The organism is Aromatoleum aromaticum EbN1 (genome assembly GCF_000025965.1).
GTDB lineage: Bacteria > Pseudomonadota > Gammaproteobacteria > Burkholderiales > Rhodocyclaceae > Aromatoleum > Aromatoleum aromaticum.
The window spans coordinates 1,650,783-1,666,587 of the sequence record NC_006513.1; the positions used below are offsets into that span (position 1 = coordinate 1,650,783).

Genomic DNA, 15,805 nt, shown 5'->3' on the forward strand with positions numbered 1-15,805 from the left:
TGACCCAGCAGACCGCCTCGGCGCACTCCGCCCCCCTGCCACACCGCCCACGTCAAGTCTCACCCGTGTCCCGCGCCGGAACGCGCTCCGGGTTTCTTCCATCCGGATGCACCGGTGCGAGCCGCTGACGAATGTTTCACGCCATTTCACTGCTGATCATGCTGTCGCTTCCGGTGCTCCTCAATCCCGCCTCGGCGCAGATGCCACCACTCGGGGCGGCTGCGGCCGGCGAACCCGCCGTCTCCTACCGGCTCGCCGTGCGCCTCGACCCCGGCCGGCGTGAACTGTCCGGCGAAGCCGAAATCACGGTCGACAGCGAAGCCCCGTTCGAGCTGCTGCTGAACACTCGCTTCGAGGCGGGCCCGCTGCGCATCGACGGGGAGTCCGTCGAGATACGGCCGCACCGTCACGGCGCGCTGCAGCGGTGGCTGGTTCCCGCAGGCGCGGCCGGACGTACTCTGGCACTGTCCTGGCACGGCACGCTCGCAGCTCTTGCACCCGGTGTCGAACACCGCGACACGCTCGGCATGCAGGAGCCCGTTGCGGATCCTCACGGCAGCTTCCTGCCGTCCTCCAGCGCCTGGTATCCGCTGGTTGCGCACGAAGGCCGCTCCCTGCTGCACGCGTTCATGCTGAGCCTCGACCTTCCCGAAGGGCAGCACGGCCTCGTCGCAGGCCACCTGCAGTCGGAGTCCGTACGCGGCGGGCGGCTCGTCGCCCGGTTCGACTTCCCGCATCCGGCCGAAGGCATCGACCTGATCGCCGGCCCGTATCGCATCACCGAACAGCATGTGCGCTCGAGCGACGGGCGACCGATCGTGCTGCGCACTTATTTCCATGTCGAACTCGAACCGCTCGCGGCAGGGTATCTCGACGCGGTCCGCGACTATCTCGCGCTGTACGAAAGCTGGATCGGCCCCTACCCTTTCACGAGCTTCGCCGTCGTGTCGAGTCCGACGCCGACCGGCTTCGGCATGCCGACGCTGACCTATCTCGGCATCGAGGTGCTGAAGCTGCCGTTCATCAAGGACACGTCGCTCGGCCACGAAGTGCTGCACAACTGGTGGGGCAACGGCGTCTATCCCGACTACGCGAGCGGCAACTGGAGCGAAGGGCTGACGACGTTCATGGCCGACTACCATTACGCCGAGCGCGCCGGCGCCGACAAGGCGCGCGCGATGCGCCAGGGCTGGCTGAGGGACCTGTCGGGTATTCCGCCGGGCGCCGACCGGCCGCTGGCGGCGTTCACGTCGCGCACGCACGACGTCGACCAGGCGGTCGGCTACGGCAAGGCGGCAATGATGTTCGTGATGCTGCGCGACCGCATCGGCGAGCCGGCGTTCGATCGCGCGATCCGGCGCTTCTGGCAGACGCAGCGCTTCCGCGTCGCCGACTGGGACGACCTGCGCGCCGCGTTCGAAGCGGCTTCCGGCCAGTTGCTCGAACCTTTCTTCACCCAATGGCTCGAGCGCGCCGGCCTTGCCGAAATCGCGCTGAGCGGCGGACGCGATGCGGGCGACGGCGTCGGCGTGACGCTCGCGCAAAACGTCCCGCCGTACGTGCTCGAGGTTCCGCTGCGGATCGACACCAGCGCCGGACCGACGCTGCGCCGCGTGCGTTTCGAGCAGGTCCGGCAGGACTTCGAGATCGAGCTCGATCCGGGCGACAGCGCGACGCGCATCACGCTCGACCCCGACAGCCTGATCCTGCGGCGCCTCGATCGCCGCGAAACGCCGCCGATCCTGCGCGAACTGCAGTTCGACCGGCGCACCGCACTGCTGACGCTCGGCGACGACGCGTTCACGTCGGCGGCGCGCGCGCTCGCGGCCCGGCTGCTCGACCATGCCGCTGCCGCGCACCCGGCCGACGTCGCGCCCGGCCCCGACCCGCTGCTCGTGATCGGGGACGAAGCCCGGATCGGCCACTGGCTGGCGCGCCACGATCTGCCGCCCGCGCCGCCTGAAGTCGCGCACCGCGGCACGGTCCGGGCGTGGACGCTGCGCCTGTCGTCCGGCGCTGCACTGGGCATCGTCGCCGCCGACAGCGCGCCCGCGCTCGCCAATGCGACCCGGCCGCTGCCGCATTACCGCCAGCAGAGCTGGCTGGTGCTGCAGGATGCCCGCACCATCGCGCGCGGCGTGTGGCCGGCCGAACCGCTGTCGGTGCCGGTCATGAGGCACTGACGGAACGGCTCGGGGCATGCGCCAGTCAGGGCGCGGCCGTTACAGCGATGTCCGACGTTCGCCGCTCCGGGACCCTGCACATCGGACGTAACGCCCGCGCCTGGAGCTACGTCCTCTCGGCCGCCGCGCGGTTGACGCCGATTCCCGTCGCTGCGGTGGAAGTCGGTGGGACTGCGTGAGACGAAAGCGGCAGCATCTTCAGACGCCTCGTTTTTGGCCGGAGCTTGAAATCCACGAGCGTCTCCGCGCCGCTGCGGACATCCTGCACGAATTGCAGCTGCTCGGCCTGGTATCGCCCGCCGGGCGGCAGCGTACGTTCGTCGACGCTCACGAGCCATCTTCCCGGCGGAAGCCCGTCGATCCTGAACCGTCCGTCGGCGTCGGTCAGGCGCCGATACTTGAGTTCGCCGCTCGTCAGCGTCACGAGCGCCCCGGCGACGCCGACCCCTCCGGTCAGTGCATCGTCGCCGTTGTCGCGATAGGCCTGCGACGGCATCTCGGCCGCGGACTCGTAGCGCTGCACGCGTCCCTTCATCATGCCCGGCTGCACGAAGCGGAGCTCGACGTAATTGTCGCCATCGGCGCGAATCTCCGTCTCGAGCGGCAACGGCCGCAGCGGCACCTTGCCCGCAGCGCCGGTGCCGGCGAGCGTCAGGAAGCGGCGCCCGATCTTTGCCGCGTCGTAGCGGAAGAAGCCATCCGCATCGGTCATGACGATCGCGCCGTCGAGGCTCAGCGTGACCCCTGCGAGGCCCGCGCCGGTTTCCGCGTCGAGCAGCCGTCCGCGCAGCGGCGCGAGGTCGGGCCGGCGCGCGACCGGGATGCCGAACGGCAGCGTCAGGCTGAGCTCGGCATCGGTCTGACGCGAGAATTTTCCCGAGGTGCTGCGCACGAACAGCGAGACGATCTGACCGCCGCGCAAGGTCTGCTCGAAACCGAGCGTGACGAAGCGATTCGCGTTTTCGGCTACGCTGCGCTGGACGTTCAGATTCAGCCGCGCGCGTTGCCACAACTGCACTCCGGCGCTGACGCCGGCGGTCGAGCCGACTGCCTGACGAATCGTCGAATACGTGTTGTCGTCGCGGATCAGATACAGGCTGTAGGACTGCCGTTCGGACGGGCGCCAGTACATCGACAGCAGCCCGAGCGAAGTCGCGTAGCGCCGGTCGCGCACGCGGTCCTCCGTTGCGCCGAACTCGCCGCTCGCGGCAAGCCCCCAGTGCCCCCTGCTGTACGAGCCGTTGACCCGGAAACCCGGATGGACGAGATCGACGTCCCGGTTCGGCCGCAGGTCGCGCTTGCGACGCAGGAACAGGTCGGCCGACAGGTTGATGCCGAGCGCATCGGGGAGCGCGACCCCGAGCGCGAGCCGCGACTCCTCGAGCGCAGGCCGGCTGACGACGCGATCGAGGTTCGTGCGCTGCCAGAACGCCGTTGCGCGCATTCCCCAGCCTTGCGCGAGCGAATAATCGCCCGACGCACTGACGAACGCCTGGTCGCGATAGTAGCCGGCAAAGCCGGGCTCGGCGTACAGTGCGGTGCCGCTGTAGCGCAGATCGCCCGTGGCGCCATAAACGTAAGTGCGAAACGCGTTGCCGGCGTCATCGCCTTCGCTCGCCGCGAGCTCGGCTTCGGCCGACAATCCGGCGCGCTGCTCGATCGCCTGCAGGCTGTAGATGTTCGCGGTCCGCTCGCCGGATTTCGCGAGATAATTCAGTCCAAGTCGGGAGCTTGCCGACAGCGCGCGGCTCGCTCGCGCGCCGAGCTGCCGGTTCCCCGTGTCGGTGAAGCGGTCGCCCATCTCGTACAGGCCGAAGTCCCACGCGCCCGACGTGTAGCTCGCCTGCACGCCACGGCCGTAGCGCCCATATTCGGTCAGCGGGCTCAATCCGTAGGCGAGATCGCCGACGCCGACCGCGAGCCCCTTGCTCGTGTATTCGAAGCGGTATTCGTCCCAGCGGCCGAAGGTCGCCGCGTGCCGCGCATCCGGTCCGCGCAGCAGGAAAGCGACATGCCGCTCGCCGGCTTCGTCGATCGCGCCCGCGCCGGAAAGCTCCGTCTGCCAACCGGTCTTGATCTCGCCGTCGCGGTCCTGCGCGAGATAGATCAGCCTGGCCTGGCCGGCGATCGTGCGGTACAGGCTCTCGCCGCCGCCGCCGACCGGAAGCAGCTTCACCGCGCGCGACGCCTGCGCCGACAGCTCCGTGCCGTCGCCAACGTTCAGCGAAATCTGGTCGAAGCCGAGTCGCGGCAGCGCCTCGGTGCGGACGTCGAGCGCGAGCTCGCGCGACTCGCGCGGCGCGAGCTCGAGGCGCCCTTCGGCCGGCGCCACCGGATGGCCGAGCGAGCTGCGCGCGCGAAAATCCACCGTGACCGCGGCATTGCCGGCGTTGCGCACGACGAAGACGGCACGATACGGCTGGCCAGAGATCACCGCGTCGGCCAGGTCGAGCGGCGCGACTTCGAGACAGCGCATCGCCTTCACGCGGATCGATACCGTGTGCTCGGCGAAGAGCTCCGGCTGCAGGCGGTTGCGAACGAGATAGCGCACCGCGTGATCGGCCGCCGGCGCACCGTCCGGAACGACGAAGCTGACGAAGCGCACCGTCGTCTCGCCCGGTGCGAGCGTAAACGGCAGGTCCGGGGTGACCGCGCGCCATCCCGGCGGCAGCTGCAGGCGCGGTTCGAGCTCCTGCGCGCGCTCGGAATCGTTGCCGACGCTGAACGCGAGCGTGACGACGTGCCGCGGCTCGACGCTCGCGAGCTCGTGATCGACCGCCTGCACGCGCAGACCGTGCGCCTGCGCGAACACTTCGACCCAGCACAGCAGCAACAGCCACGCGAGCGCGCGGGCGCGAAACGTAAGCACGGGGAGCGGGGAGTACAGGCGGTGAAGGTGCTCAGCGAAGCTCGATCTGCAGCTCGGTGCCGTACAGGTTTTCACCGTCGCCATCCGCGACCAGCAGCGCGCGGTACCTGCCCGGCGGGATCTCGCCGACGTTGAAGCGCGCCCGCACCGATGTGCCCGGGTAGATACGGTATTTTTCGCCGTCGATCTTCGCCTGCGGCTGCCCTTCGAGCGTGTAGAGCTCGAGCCAGAAGCTCGCGCGCACCCAGCGCTCGCCGTCGTTGCCGACGTCGATCGAGAACAGCTTGCGGCCGTCGAGCACCGAGGTCGCGGGATTCGTGAAGGCCAGTGCCGGTTCGGCGCCGGCGCCGACGTCGGTGACGATCTGCACCGCGTAGCGGATCGACTGCGTCAGCTGCACGGTGTTCTTCTTCGCCGCCGCCGGCGCGGCTTCCGCGGCCGCGAGCGGCTCGACCATGATCATGCTCCAGTACGAGCCTTTCAGGCTCGCGTCGTCCGGGACGCGAACTTCGTATGGCGCATGCACGACCTCGCCCGGCGGGATGTGGAACTGTGGCTGCCCGGGCCGGATCCAGCGCGCGTTCGAGCGCGGCAGGCTGCCGGGCTCGGCGTAGTCGTTGCGGCCGCTCGCGTCGAAGCGGTAGTCGGTCTGGTAGAGCTTGACGTCGGCCGGTGTCTTGCCGGTGTTGCGGATCGCGAGCGTGCCGCGGTAGGTCTCGCCGGTCTGCGCGGCCTTTTCGTGCGACAGCGAGCCTTCGACATTGATGCCGGCGATGGCCGCCGAGGACAGCAGGAACAGCGCTGCGGCCGATGCCGCGAGCGTCTTGCAGGAACGTGTCATGGTGTTTCGGTCAGTTGCTGACCACGGAGTAGGTCAGGGTCGTGCTGTAGGTGCCGGGGCCGACGCTGCGCACCGAAAGCCCGCTCGTCTTCAGCCGGATCTGGATGCCGCTGCGGTCGCCGCTGCCGGTGAAAAACGTCTGCGGCGCGCCGCTCACGGTGACGTACGCGGTGCCGCCGCCAATAGTGCCGCTGCCGCTGCCGTCCGACGTGCGCAGTGCCGCGACCGCGACGTCCGACGGCCAGCTCGCGTCGCTGCGCGCGAGCTGCACCGTCCAGCTCGCGCCGCCGGTATTCGTCACGTCGAGCGTCGCGACGTTCGCTGCGCTCTCGATCGGGCTGCGGACGTCGCTGCCGGCTCCGGCTGCGAGGTCGGCCTGATCGACCGTCTCGAACCAGCTGCCGGTGACGACGATGTCGGCGGCGTGGATGGCCGGGGCGGCGAGCAGCGCGAGCGCGCACAGCGCGCCCGCCCACGACGGGCTCCGCAGGGGAGCCGGTCTAAGGGATTTCATGCGGTCCGACTTCTCCGCGATCAGATAGTCGCGGCGATGGTGTACGTCACCGTCTTGCTGGCTGACGTGACGACACCCGCCGCCGAGGTCGCGTCCAGCGTGTAAGTGATCACCTTTCCGCTCTCGTTCAGCGTCGAAATGCCGGTCACGACGTCGGTGGCCACAGTCCCCAGGGTCACCGCGCCAGCGGAAGTGGCGCCAGTCGGCGCGGCGAGACTGACCTTCAGCGTCACGCCTGCGGGCATCGCGGTATCAATCGCAGCGGTAATCCTGCGCGTGCTCTCGTTGGTGGTAATCGCGTAGCTCGACGTAGCGTCGCTCACCTGGTTGGGTGCCGAACCAGCGGTTGCCGCGTTGATCACCAGAGCGCCGGGGTTTCCCGAAACCGACAGTTCATTGATCGGCTGGACTTCATACGTCGCGGATTGCGTAGCGGTGTCCGCGGCAAACGCAACGCCGGCAGCACCGGCGAGCAGAGTGGCCAGCGCGAGCTTGCGGCCGGATGGGAAAGTGCGGGTGGTCATGATCGTTCCTTTATGCGTAGGGAGATGGGCGGAAAGGGGGATCACGCAAGCAATCGCTTTCGGCGACCCACGGCATGCAGCTCTCGCCTTCGAGCAGCCCGCGGATCCGCGAGTCGCGTGAGAACCTCCTGCCGGTGTCGGGCGTCGATCTGCCGGATGAATCCCTCATTCCGTGGCTCGCACAGTAGCAGCACGACGTCGACGTTGCCCGTGCAAACGATCACGGACCGGTCGATTCTCCGCTGCCGCATCCGCTCCATCCGCTCGAGTCCGCCGATCGCCGGTATCGGCTGCGCAGCCTTCCGAAAAGATTCGTCGTCATCGACGATGAGTGCCGTCTGCACGCCGATCATGCAACAATCCTTGCGCCGCGGGAGTCAGCGCCGGGGCCAGGTCCAGGCAATTCCGCGTATCGAAGGTGGAATTTTTACGGAATATCCACCCGTCCCCGGCACTGCGACGCGCGAAACAGCGCCCCGGGCCGCCAGAACCAGGCAACGACGCAAAGTCCACTAGAATGCCGGTTTGCCAGACGCCCGAACCATGACCGCCAGCTCCCCGTTACGCCCGTCCCCTGAACTCCTCGCTCCCGCCGGTTCGCTGCAGATGATGCGCACCGCGTTCGCGTTCGGCGCGGATGCCGTCTATGCCGGCCAACCACGCTATTCGCTGCGCGTGCGCAACAACAGCTTCGGCAAGCTCGAGGCGCTCGCGCAGGGCATCGACGAGGCGCACGCGGCCGGCAAGGCTTTTTACCTCGTCAACAACATCTACCCGCATAACACGAAAGTGCGCAGCTTTCTCGCCGACCTCGAACCGGTCGTCGCGCTCGGTCCCGACGCGCTGATCATGGCCGACCCGGGCCTGATGATGATGGTGCGCGAGCGCTGGCCGGACGTCGACATCCACCTGTCGGTGCAGGCGAACACGACGAACTACGCGGCGGTGCGCTTCTGGGCGTCGATCGGCGTCAAGCGGATCATCCTGTCGCGCGAACTGTCGCTCGATGAAGTGGCCGAGATCCGCGACGCGTGTCCGGAAGTCGAGCTCGAGCTGTTCGTGCATGGTGCGCTGTGCGTCGCCTATTCGGGCCGCTGCCTGCTGTCGGGCTACTTCAACCACCGCGACCCGAACCAAGGCAGTTGCACGAACTCATGCCGCTGGGACTACAAGGTGCATAACGCCGCCGAGGATGACAGCGGCGACGTGCGTCGCGTGCCGCAAGACGCGGGGCTCGGCGGCGGCCCTCGGCACGCCGCGGGCGAGCGCGTATGGCTGATCGAGGAAGGCACACGGCCCGGCGAGCTGATGCCGGTCGAGGAGGACGAGCACGGCACCTACATCCTGAACTCGAAGGACCTGCGCGCGGTCGAGCACGTCGCGCGGCTGGTCGCGATCGGCGTCGATTCGCTGAAAATCGAGGGCCGCACGAAAAGCCCGTACTACGTCGCACGCGCGAGCCAGGCCTATCGGCGCGCAATCGACGACGCGGTCGCCGGCCGGCCGTTCGACGTGCGCCTGCTCGGGGAGCTCGAAGGGCTGGCGAACCGCGGCTACACCGACGGGTTCTACGAGCGCCATCACACGCCCGACCACCAGAACTACCTGCGCGGCCACTCCGAGTCCGGGCGCAGCCTGCTGGTCGGCGAAGTGCTCGGTTTCGACGCGACGCGCGGCCTTGCCGAAGTGGAGGTGAAAAACGCTTTCGGCGTCGGCGACCGGATCGAATTTGTGCATCCGGGCGGCAACGACATCGTGCGCCTCGAACGTCTCGAAGATGCTGCCGGCGCACCCGTCGGGCGCGTCCCCGGCGCCGGGCGGCGCGTATGGCTGCCGCTGCCCGCTACGGTCCAGGGCGCGAGCCCGTGCTTCATCGCCCGCTTCTTGTAGCGACTCGCGCGGCTAAGGCTGGTCGGGCTTGCCCGGAGGCCCGCCGGGCTTGGCCTGGCTCCACGCGAGCATGCCGGCGAAAAGCATCAGCCCGCCCGCCAGCGCGAGCGCAAGTGCCGGGAACGTGAAGAGGAACACTCCCCACCGCAGCTCGCGGAACACCATCGCATCATCCGGGTCGGAGGGATTCACCCACACCGTGATTCTTGGTGAAGCCTGCAGGCCGGCGACGATCGCCTGGCTCGAGTCGCGCGCGTACTGCCCGTCGTGCGGATCGTAGCGGATGCCGTCGTGGTCGACGTCGCCGACGCGGTAGCGATAGCGGATCTGCACCGAATCGAGCGGTGGATGCAGGCTCGACGGCGGCCCCTGCAGGCTCACGGATTCGATCGATGCCTCGACGGGCTGCCAGCTGCGACTGCGCAGCGACTCCACCGAAGGCAGGACGCCATACGATACGACCCCAAGCAGCCCAACCATCAACAATCCAACGCCGATCAGGGGCAAGCCGATGCCCAGGGCCACGGTGCGAAACGCGGCAAGCGGGGAGGGCGGCAGCTGGCGGATCGGCGACATACTCGAAGTTTGACGCCGACAACGCGGCGACACCAGAGCTGTACGAAAAAAATGGGATCAAATCCCACACTGAGACGACGGCTCCGGCACGTGACCCCGGTCTGCGCTATAATACAAAGCTTTGTTTTATCTGAAAATCAGGATTCGCCGTGCTCGTCGCCGCCAACATCACCATGCAGTTCGGGGCCAAGCCCCTGTTCGAGAATGTCTCCGTCAAATTCGGCGAAGGCAACCGCTACGGCCTGATCGGCGCCAACGGCGCGGGCAAGTCGACGTTCATGAAGATCCTGTGCGGCGAGCTCGAGTCGTCCGCCGGCAACGTGTCGAAGGATCCGCATGAGCGCATGGCCTACCTCAGGCAGGACCAGTTCGGCTTCGAGGACGTGCGCGTGCTCGACGTCGTACTGATGGGCCACGAGCAGATGTGGGCCTGCATGGTCGAGAAGGACGCGATCTACGCGAACCCCGAGGCGACCGAAGACGACTACATGCACGCCGCCGAGCTCGAAGGCAAGTTCGCCGAGTACGACGGCTACACTGCCGAGGCGCGCGCCGGCGAACTGCTGCTGGGCGTGGGCATCGGCACCGAACTGCACAACGGGCCGATGAAGAACGTTGCGCCGGGCTGGAAGCTGCGCGTGCTGCTGTGCCAGGCGCTGTTCGCGAATCCGGACATTCTGCTGCTCGACGAACCGACGAACAACCTCGACATCAACACCATCCGCTGGCTCGAGGACGTGCTGAACCAGCGCGACAGCACGATGGTGATCATCTCTCACGACCGCCACTTCCTGAACCAGGTGTGCACGCACATGGCGGACCTCGACTACGGCACGATCACCGTGTACGCCGGCAACTACGACGATTACATGGAAGCGGCGACCCTCGCGCGCCAGCGCCAGCAGTCCGCCAATGCCCGCGCAAAGGAAAAGATCCAGGACCTGCAGGAGTTCGTGCGCCGCTTCTCGGCGAACAAATCGAAAGCCAAGCAGGCGACGAGCCGCCTGAAGCTGATCGACAAGCTGAAGCCCGAGGACGTCAAGCCGTCCAGCCGCCAGTACCCATGGATCCGCTTCGACTACGACGACAAGGACAAGCTGCACCGCCTCGCGTGCGAAGTGCAGAACCTGTCGTTCGCATACGAAGGCATGGCAAAGCCCCTGATCGACAAGTTCTCGATCGCGATCGAGGCGGGCGAGAAAGTCGCGATCATCGGCGAGAACGGCGTCGGCAAGACGACGCTGATGAAGCTGCTCGTCGGCCGCGAGGCGGGAGGCCTCGCGCCGCAGAAAGGTGTCGTGAAATGGGCCGAAAAGGCGAAGCCCGGCTACTACGCGCAGGATCATGCGGCCCAATTCGCCGGCACCGAAAGCCTGACCGAATGGATCGCCGACTACGCACGCGTCACCGTCGACTCGCAGGGCGGCGATCTCGAGACGCTGATCCGCGGCACGCTCGGCCGGCTGCTGTTTTCCGGCGACGACGTGAGAAAGCCGGTCAACGTGATTTCGGGCGGCGAACAGGGCCGCATGCTGTTCGGCAAACTGATGCTGTCGCGGCCGAACGTGCTGCTGATGGACGAGCCGACGAACCACCTCGACATGGAATCGATCGAGTCGCTGAACACCGGCCTCGAGAAGTTCTCCGGCACGCTGATCTTCATCTCGCACGACCGCGAGTTCGTATCCTCGCTGGCGACCCGCATCCTCGACATGCGGCTCGACGGCACGATCACCGACTACCGCGGCACCTACGAGGAATACCTCGCGAGCCAGGGGCTCGAGTGAGCTGAGCCTCGACGGCCTCGCGCCCGGGCGAGGGCCGCCCACGAGGGCGGCTTTTGGTGCCCGGTACCGCACCGCATCGTTGCGTCCGGTAGGCCGGACTACGGCATTCGCGGCAGCGGCCCCTTCGTCGGCTACAATCGCCGAAACACTTCCCTCGTCCACCATGATCGGCATCTTCCTCATCACGCACGGCACGCTCGGCGAATCGCTGATCCAGTGCGCAAGCCACGTGCTCAACAAACGCCCCGCGCAAACCGTTCAGCTCGGCGTCTCCGCCGAGGACGATCCCCTCGACATACTGCCGCTCGCGCGCCAGATGCTCGTGTGGGCCGACAGCGGCCATGGCGTGCTGGTGCTGACCGACGTCTTCGGCGCGACGCCGTCGAACATCGCAGCGAAGCTGGCGGTGCCGGGGAGCATCGAAGTCATCGCCGGGGTCAACGTGCCGATGTTGCTGCGCGTGCTGACTTACCGCGAACAGGACATGAACACGCTCGTGCAGCGCGCCGTCGCGGGCGGCTGCGACGGCGTCGTGCACATCCAGTGACCAGGCGGAGCCGCGATGCCGAGAGCTGAAACCGAAATCATCAACAAACTGGGCCTGCACGCGCGCGCGTCGGCGAAACTCACACAGACGGCGAGCAGCTACGGTGCGGACATCTGGCTCGAGCGCAACGGCCGCCGCGTCAATGCCAAAAGCATCATGGGGGTGATGATGCTGGCTGCCGCGCAGGGATCGCGAATCACCATCGATACGTCGGGACGGGATGCCGACGCCGCCCTCGAGGCCATCCTGGAGCTGATCGCGGACCGATTCGGCGAGGGAGAGTAAACGATGCCCTTCACGATGCACGGCCTGCCGGTTTCACAGGGCATCGCGATCGGCCACGTCCATCTCGTCTCGCACGCGATGCTCGAGGTCAATCACTACCACGTCGCGAGCAAATACCTGCCCGAGGAAATGGACCGCCTCGACGAAGCGGTGGCGACGGTGCAGGGCGAGCTGATCGGCCTCAAGGCTGCCGCGACCGCAGGCCAGTCGCACAGCGAAGTCGGCGCCTTCGTCGACCTGCAGTTGATGATGCTGTCCGATCCGATGCTCGTCGACGCCGCGCGCGAACTGATCGAAGCGCGTCGCTGCAACGCCGAGTGGGCACTCGTTCAGCAGATGGAACACGTCGTCGAGCAGTTCGAGCAGATCGAAGATCCGTACCTGCGCGAACGCAAGGCCGACGTCGTGCAGGTCGTCGAGCGCCTCGTCAAGGTGCTGCTCGGCCATCCGGGCCACCTGCCGCCCAAACGCCGTGACGGGCTCGGCACGATCGTCGTCGCGCACGACCTGTCGCCGTCCGACACGATCGGTTTCCGCGACCATAACATCGGCGGCTTCGTCACCGACGTCGGCGGCCCGACCAGCCACACCGCGATCGTCGCGCGCAGCCTCCGCATCCCGGCGGTCGTCGGCCTGCACCACATCCGCCAGCTCGTCGAGGAGGACGAGCTCCTGATCATCGACGGCACGCGCGGCGTCGTCATCGTCGGACCCGACGAGCATATCGTCGAGGAATACCGGCTGCGCCGCACCGAGCTCGAAGTCGAGCGCTCGAAGCTCAACCGGCTCAAGGACACGCGCGCGACGACGCTCGACGGCGAGAACGTCAACCTGCTGGCGAACATCGAGGGGCCGAAGGACCTCAACCAGGTCAAGGCCGTCAATGCCGACGGCGTCGGCCTGTACCGCACCGAGTTCCTGTTCATCGGCCGCGACGCGCTGCCCGACGAGGAGGAACAGTACGAAGCCTATCGCGCAGTGCTGAAATCGATGCCCGGCAAGCCGGTGACGATCCGCACTTTCGATGTCGGCGCGGACAAGGCGCTCAACGGCGTCGGCACGCGCTTCGAACCGAATCCGGCGCTCGGGCTGCGCGCGATCCGCTACTCGCTCGCCGAACCGCAGATGTTCAAGACGCAGTTGCGCGCGCTGCTGCGCGCGTCGGCGCACGGGCAGCTGCAGATCATGATCCCGATGCTCGCGCACGCGCACGAAATCGACCAGACGCTGACGCTGATCGAAAAGGCCAAAGTCGAGCTGCGCGCCGAACGGGTCAAGTTCGACGAACGGCTCGCCGTGGGCGGCATGATCGAAGTGCCGGCGGCCGCGCTCGCCCTCGGCATGTTCATCCGGCGTCTGTCGTTCCTGTCGATCGGCACGAACGATCTGATCCAGTACACGCTCGCGATCGACCGCTCGGACGAAGCCGTGGTGCATCTGTACGACCCGCTCCACCCGGCAGTGCTGAAGCTGATCAGCGGCACGATCCAGGCCGGCGCGCGCTTCGGCCTGCCGGTGTCGGTATGCGGCGAGATGGCCGGCGACGCGGCGTATGCGCTGCTGCTGCTCGGCATGGGGCTGCGCAATTTCTCGATGCATCCCGGCAACATCCTCGAGATCAAGCAGCAGGTGCTGCGCGCGGACGTCGGCGAACTCGCGCCGCGGGTGCAGCGCATCCTGAAGATGGACGAGCAATCGAAGATACGCGAGGCAGTGCTGCGACTGGCTGGCTGAGCCGGCGCACCGACGCAGCGATACGGGGAACGGGGAGCGGATTTGGGATTGCGGGGGAAATCGGGCCTGGGGCTCGCGGCGCTGTTGGCGCTGCTGGCGCTGTTCGCGCTGCTGGCCGGACGGGTCGGCCTCGACGCCTTCCGCGATCATTTTGGCGCCGGCTTCGCGCGCAACCACGCGCTGCTGCAGGCGCAGAAACTGGTCACCCTGATCACGCGCGAACTGAGCCTGTCGCAGCGGCTCGCCGAACTCGAAAGCGTCCGGCGCTTCCTGCGCGGCACGGACGACTCGGGGCAGGCGGGCGTCGATGCGGAACGGTTCCGGCGCGCGTTCGCCGACGCTTCGGTGTTCCTCATCGCCCATGACGGCGGACACTACTACTTCAGCGACGGCACCGCGCCCGATGCCTGGGTGAAGCCGAGCTACACGCTGCAGCGCGGCGACCCCAAGGACGAGTGGTATTTCGCCACGGTCCGCGACGCCCGCCCGTATGCGCTGAACGTCAACGTCGACGAAAAGCTCAAGGTCACGAAAGTCTGGTTCAACGTGCTGGTGCGCGAAGACGAAGGCGGGCGGGTGCTCGGCCTGGCCGGCTCGGGCCTCGACCTGACGCGCTTTCTCGCCACTTTCGTCGGCACCGTCGATCCGGGCGTCACGAACTTCATCATCAATGGCGAAGGCGCGATCCTCGCCCACCCCGACCAGTCCCTGATCGAGTACGCGGCGCTGACCAGGGCCGCTCCCCGGCGCACGCTGCACGGGCTCGTCGCGGACGGGGCGGACCGCGAAGCGCTGGACGGCATGCTCGCGAGCCTGCACGACGCGCCGGGCAGCGGCGGCGCCCTGCGCGTCGATCTGCAGGGCCAGCCGCGCGTCCTCGGTGCGGCCTACGTGCCGGCGCTCGACTGGTACGTGATCACCGCGGTGGACCTCGGCGCCGCGCAGGTCATCGACGAAACCGTGCTGTGGCCGCTTGCGCTCGGCGCGATCGCGCTGCTGCTGCTGTTCGCCGCCGCCGTCAGCATGGGCGTCGACCGGCTGATCCTGCGGCCGCTGGTGCGGCTGACCGATTCCGCACAGCGCATCGCCGCGGGAGATTATCGCCAGCGCCTGCACACGCGACGCAACGACGAACTCGGCTCCCTGACGCGCGCCTTCGACGGCATGGCGCGCCAGATCGACGCCCACACCAGCGAGCTCGAAAGCCGCGTCACCGCACGCACCCGCGATCTCGCCCAGGCGCGCGACCGCATTGCGGCAACGCACCGGCAGATCCAGGACAGCATCCGCTACGGCGCCCTGATCCAGCACGCGATGCTGCCGCACCGCGAGCTGCTGCACGCGCTGCCCGACGACCACTTCGTGCTGTGGCAGCCGCGCGACACCGTCGGCGGCGATTTCTACCTGTTCCGCGAGGCGCCGGGGCAGTTCCTCATCGGCATCGTCGATTGCGCGGGGCACGGCGTGCCCGGCGCGTTCATGACGATGATCGCGCACGCCGGCTTCGACCTGGCCGTCCAGGAACTCGGACTGTCCGATCCCGCAGCGCTGCTGACGCGCATGGACAGCGCGACGCGTACGCTGCTGCCGGGCGATGCGGCGAGCCGCCACCTCGCGACCAGCATGGACGTGGGCCTGTGCCACGTCGATGTCGCGACCGGCTGCGTGACCTTCGCCGGCGCGCACGCCGATCTCTACCGCTGCGAGGGCGCGCGGTGCGAGCAGATTCGCGGCAGCCGGCGCAGCATCGGCGAGCGGCGGCGCACGATTTACGAGAATGTCATCCTCGCCGACGGCCCCGGCTGCACGTATTATCTGACTACCGACGGGTTCCTGGACCAGGCCGGAGGCGAACGCGGGTACGGCTTCGGCAATCGCCGCTTCGCAGCCGCGCTCGGCGGGATCGCGGCGCAGCCGATGAAGAGCCAGGAAGAAGCGCTGCGGCGACGCCTGGCCGATCACCAGGGAAGCTGTCCGCAGCGCGATGACATCGCGGTGATCGGTTTTCGTGTTCCCGGTCGGGCCGCCGCGCCCGACCCTGTTTCCGGGGGGTGA

At 67.8% G+C, this 15,805-nt stretch carries 13 protein-coding genes; 7 read left to right on the plus strand and 6 right to left on the minus strand.

Annotation, left to right across the window (positions count from 1 at the left end):
* Positions 1 to 131 precede the first annotated feature (131 nt).
* Positions 132 to 2,183, plus strand: a complete 2,052-nt coding sequence (locus EBN1_RS07815) for a M1 family metallopeptidase (RefSeq protein ID WP_011237400.1) — start codon at positions 132 to 134, stop codon at positions 2,181 to 2,183.
* Between the two features lie 106 nt (positions 2,184 to 2,289).
* Here the strand turns inward: EBN1_RS07815 and EBN1_RS07820 are convergent, their stop codons facing one another.
* Genes EBN1_RS07820 through EBN1_RS07840 form a run of 5 tightly spaced genes read right to left on the minus strand, consistent with a single transcriptional unit; the run spans position 2,290 to position 7,284 of the window.
* On the minus strand, positions 2,290 to 5,052 hold the full coding sequence (locus EBN1_RS07820) for an NEW3 domain-containing protein (protein ID WP_041646004.1): 2,763 nt from the start codon (positions 5,050 to 5,052) through the stop codon (positions 2,290 to 2,292).
* A 31-nt stretch (positions 5,053 to 5,083) separates the two neighbouring features.
* On the minus strand, positions 5,084 to 5,893 hold the full coding sequence (locus EBN1_RS07825) for a hypothetical protein (RefSeq protein ID WP_041646006.1): 810 nt from the start codon (positions 5,891 to 5,893) through the stop codon (positions 5,084 to 5,086).
* Positions 5,894 to 5,903: 10 nt separating this feature from the next.
* Positions 5,904 to 6,407 carry a hypothetical protein gene (locus EBN1_RS07830; protein WP_011237403.1) on the minus strand — a complete coding sequence of 168 codons (504 nt, stop codon included), beginning with the start codon at positions 6,405 to 6,407 and terminating at the stop codon, positions 5,904 to 5,906.
* A gap of 20 nt (positions 6,408 to 6,427) precedes the next feature.
* Positions 6,428 to 6,931 (minus strand): hypothetical protein, encoded by a 504-nt coding sequence (locus EBN1_RS07835; RefSeq protein WP_011237404.1) that lies wholly within the window; start codon positions 6,929 to 6,931, stop codon positions 6,428 to 6,430.
* 41 nt (positions 6,932 to 6,972) lie between these two features.
* On the minus strand, positions 6,973 to 7,284 hold the full coding sequence (locus tag EBN1_RS07840; protein ID WP_041646008.1) for a hypothetical protein: 312 nt from the start codon (positions 7,282 to 7,284) through the stop codon (positions 6,973 to 6,975).
* Between the two features lie 190 nt (positions 7,285 to 7,474).
* Here EBN1_RS07840 and trhP point away from each other — a divergent pair, with 190 nt between their 5' ends.
* On the plus strand, positions 7,475 to 8,821 hold the full coding sequence (gene trhP / locus EBN1_RS07845) for a prephenate-dependent tRNA uridine(34) hydroxylase TrhP (protein ID WP_011237406.1): 1,347 nt from the start codon (positions 7,475 to 7,477) through the stop codon (positions 8,819 to 8,821).
* A 12-nt stretch (positions 8,822 to 8,833) separates the two neighbouring features.
* On the opposite strand, the gene EBN1_RS07850 is transcribed toward trhP, so the two are convergent.
* A complete protein-coding gene (locus EBN1_RS07850) occupies positions 8,834 to 9,397 on the minus strand; it encodes a DUF3592 domain-containing protein (RefSeq protein ID WP_011237407.1) in 564 nt (187 codons plus the stop codon).
* Between the two features lie 149 nt (positions 9,398 to 9,546).
* On the opposite strand from EBN1_RS07850, the gene EBN1_RS07855 reads away from it, so the two are divergent.
* From EBN1_RS07855 to siaA, 5 genes are all read left to right on the plus strand, one after another.
* Positions 9,547 to 11,184, plus strand: coding sequence for an ABC-F family ATPase (locus tag EBN1_RS07855; protein ID WP_011237408.1), 1,638 nt, complete (start codon positions 9,547 to 9,549; stop codon positions 11,182 to 11,184).
* Positions 11,185 to 11,347: 163 nt separating this feature from the next.
* Positions 11,348 to 11,731 (plus strand): PTS sugar transporter subunit IIA, encoded by a 384-nt coding sequence (locus tag EBN1_RS07860; protein WP_011237409.1) that lies wholly within the window; start codon positions 11,348 to 11,350, stop codon positions 11,729 to 11,731.
* Positions 11,732 to 11,746: 15 nt separating this feature from the next.
* A complete protein-coding gene (locus EBN1_RS07865) occupies positions 11,747 to 12,016 on the plus strand; it encodes an HPr family phosphocarrier protein (protein WP_011237410.1) in 270 nt (89 codons plus the stop codon).
* A gap of 3 nt (positions 12,017 to 12,019) precedes the next feature.
* A complete protein-coding gene (ptsP, locus tag EBN1_RS07870; RefSeq protein WP_011237411.1) occupies positions 12,020 to 13,750 on the plus strand; it encodes a phosphoenolpyruvate--protein phosphotransferase in 1,731 nt (576 codons plus the stop codon).
* A 48-nt stretch (positions 13,751 to 13,798) separates the two neighbouring features.
* Entirely contained in the window at positions 13,799 to 15,805 is a 2,007-nt protein-coding gene (siaA, locus tag EBN1_RS07875) for a biofilm regulation protein phosphatase SiaA (RefSeq protein WP_241762826.1), read from the plus strand.

Bases quoted from the DNA above. Each gene is read 5' to 3' on its own strand.
- EBN1_RS07865 (WP_011237410.1), top strand. From the start codon at position 11,747: ATGCCGAGAGCTGAAACCGAAATCATCAACAAACTGGGCCTGCACGCG.
- EBN1_RS07860 (WP_011237409.1), top strand. From the start codon at position 11,348: ATGATCGGCATCTTCCTCATCACGCACGGCACGCTCGGCGAATCGCTG.
- EBN1_RS07825 (WP_041646006.1), bottom strand. From the start codon at position 5,893: ATGACACGTTCCTGCAAGACGCTCGCGGCATCGGCCGCAGCGCTGTTC.
- EBN1_RS07815 (WP_011237400.1), top strand. From the start codon at position 132: ATGTTTCACGCCATTTCACTGCTGATCATGCTGTCGCTTCCGGTGCTC.
- trhP (WP_011237406.1), top strand. From the start codon at position 7,475: ATGACCGCCAGCTCCCCGTTACGCCCGTCCCCTGAACTCCTCGCTCCC.
- EBN1_RS07830 (WP_011237403.1), bottom strand. From the start codon at position 6,407: ATGAAATCCCTTAGACCGGCTCCCCTGCGGAGCCCGTCGTGGGCGGGC.
- ptsP (WP_011237411.1), top strand. From the start codon at position 12,020: ATGCCCTTCACGATGCACGGCCTGCCGGTTTCACAGGGCATCGCGATC.
- EBN1_RS07850 (WP_011237407.1), bottom strand. From the start codon at position 9,397: ATGTCGCCGATCCGCCAGCTGCCGCCCTCCCCGCTTGCCGCGTTTCGC.
- EBN1_RS07835 (WP_011237404.1), bottom strand. From the start codon at position 6,931: ATGACCACCCGCACTTTCCCATCCGGCCGCAAGCTCGCGCTGGCCACT.
- EBN1_RS07840 (WP_041646008.1), bottom strand. From the start codon at position 7,284: ATGATCGGCGTGCAGACGGCACTCATCGTCGATGACGACGAATCTTTT.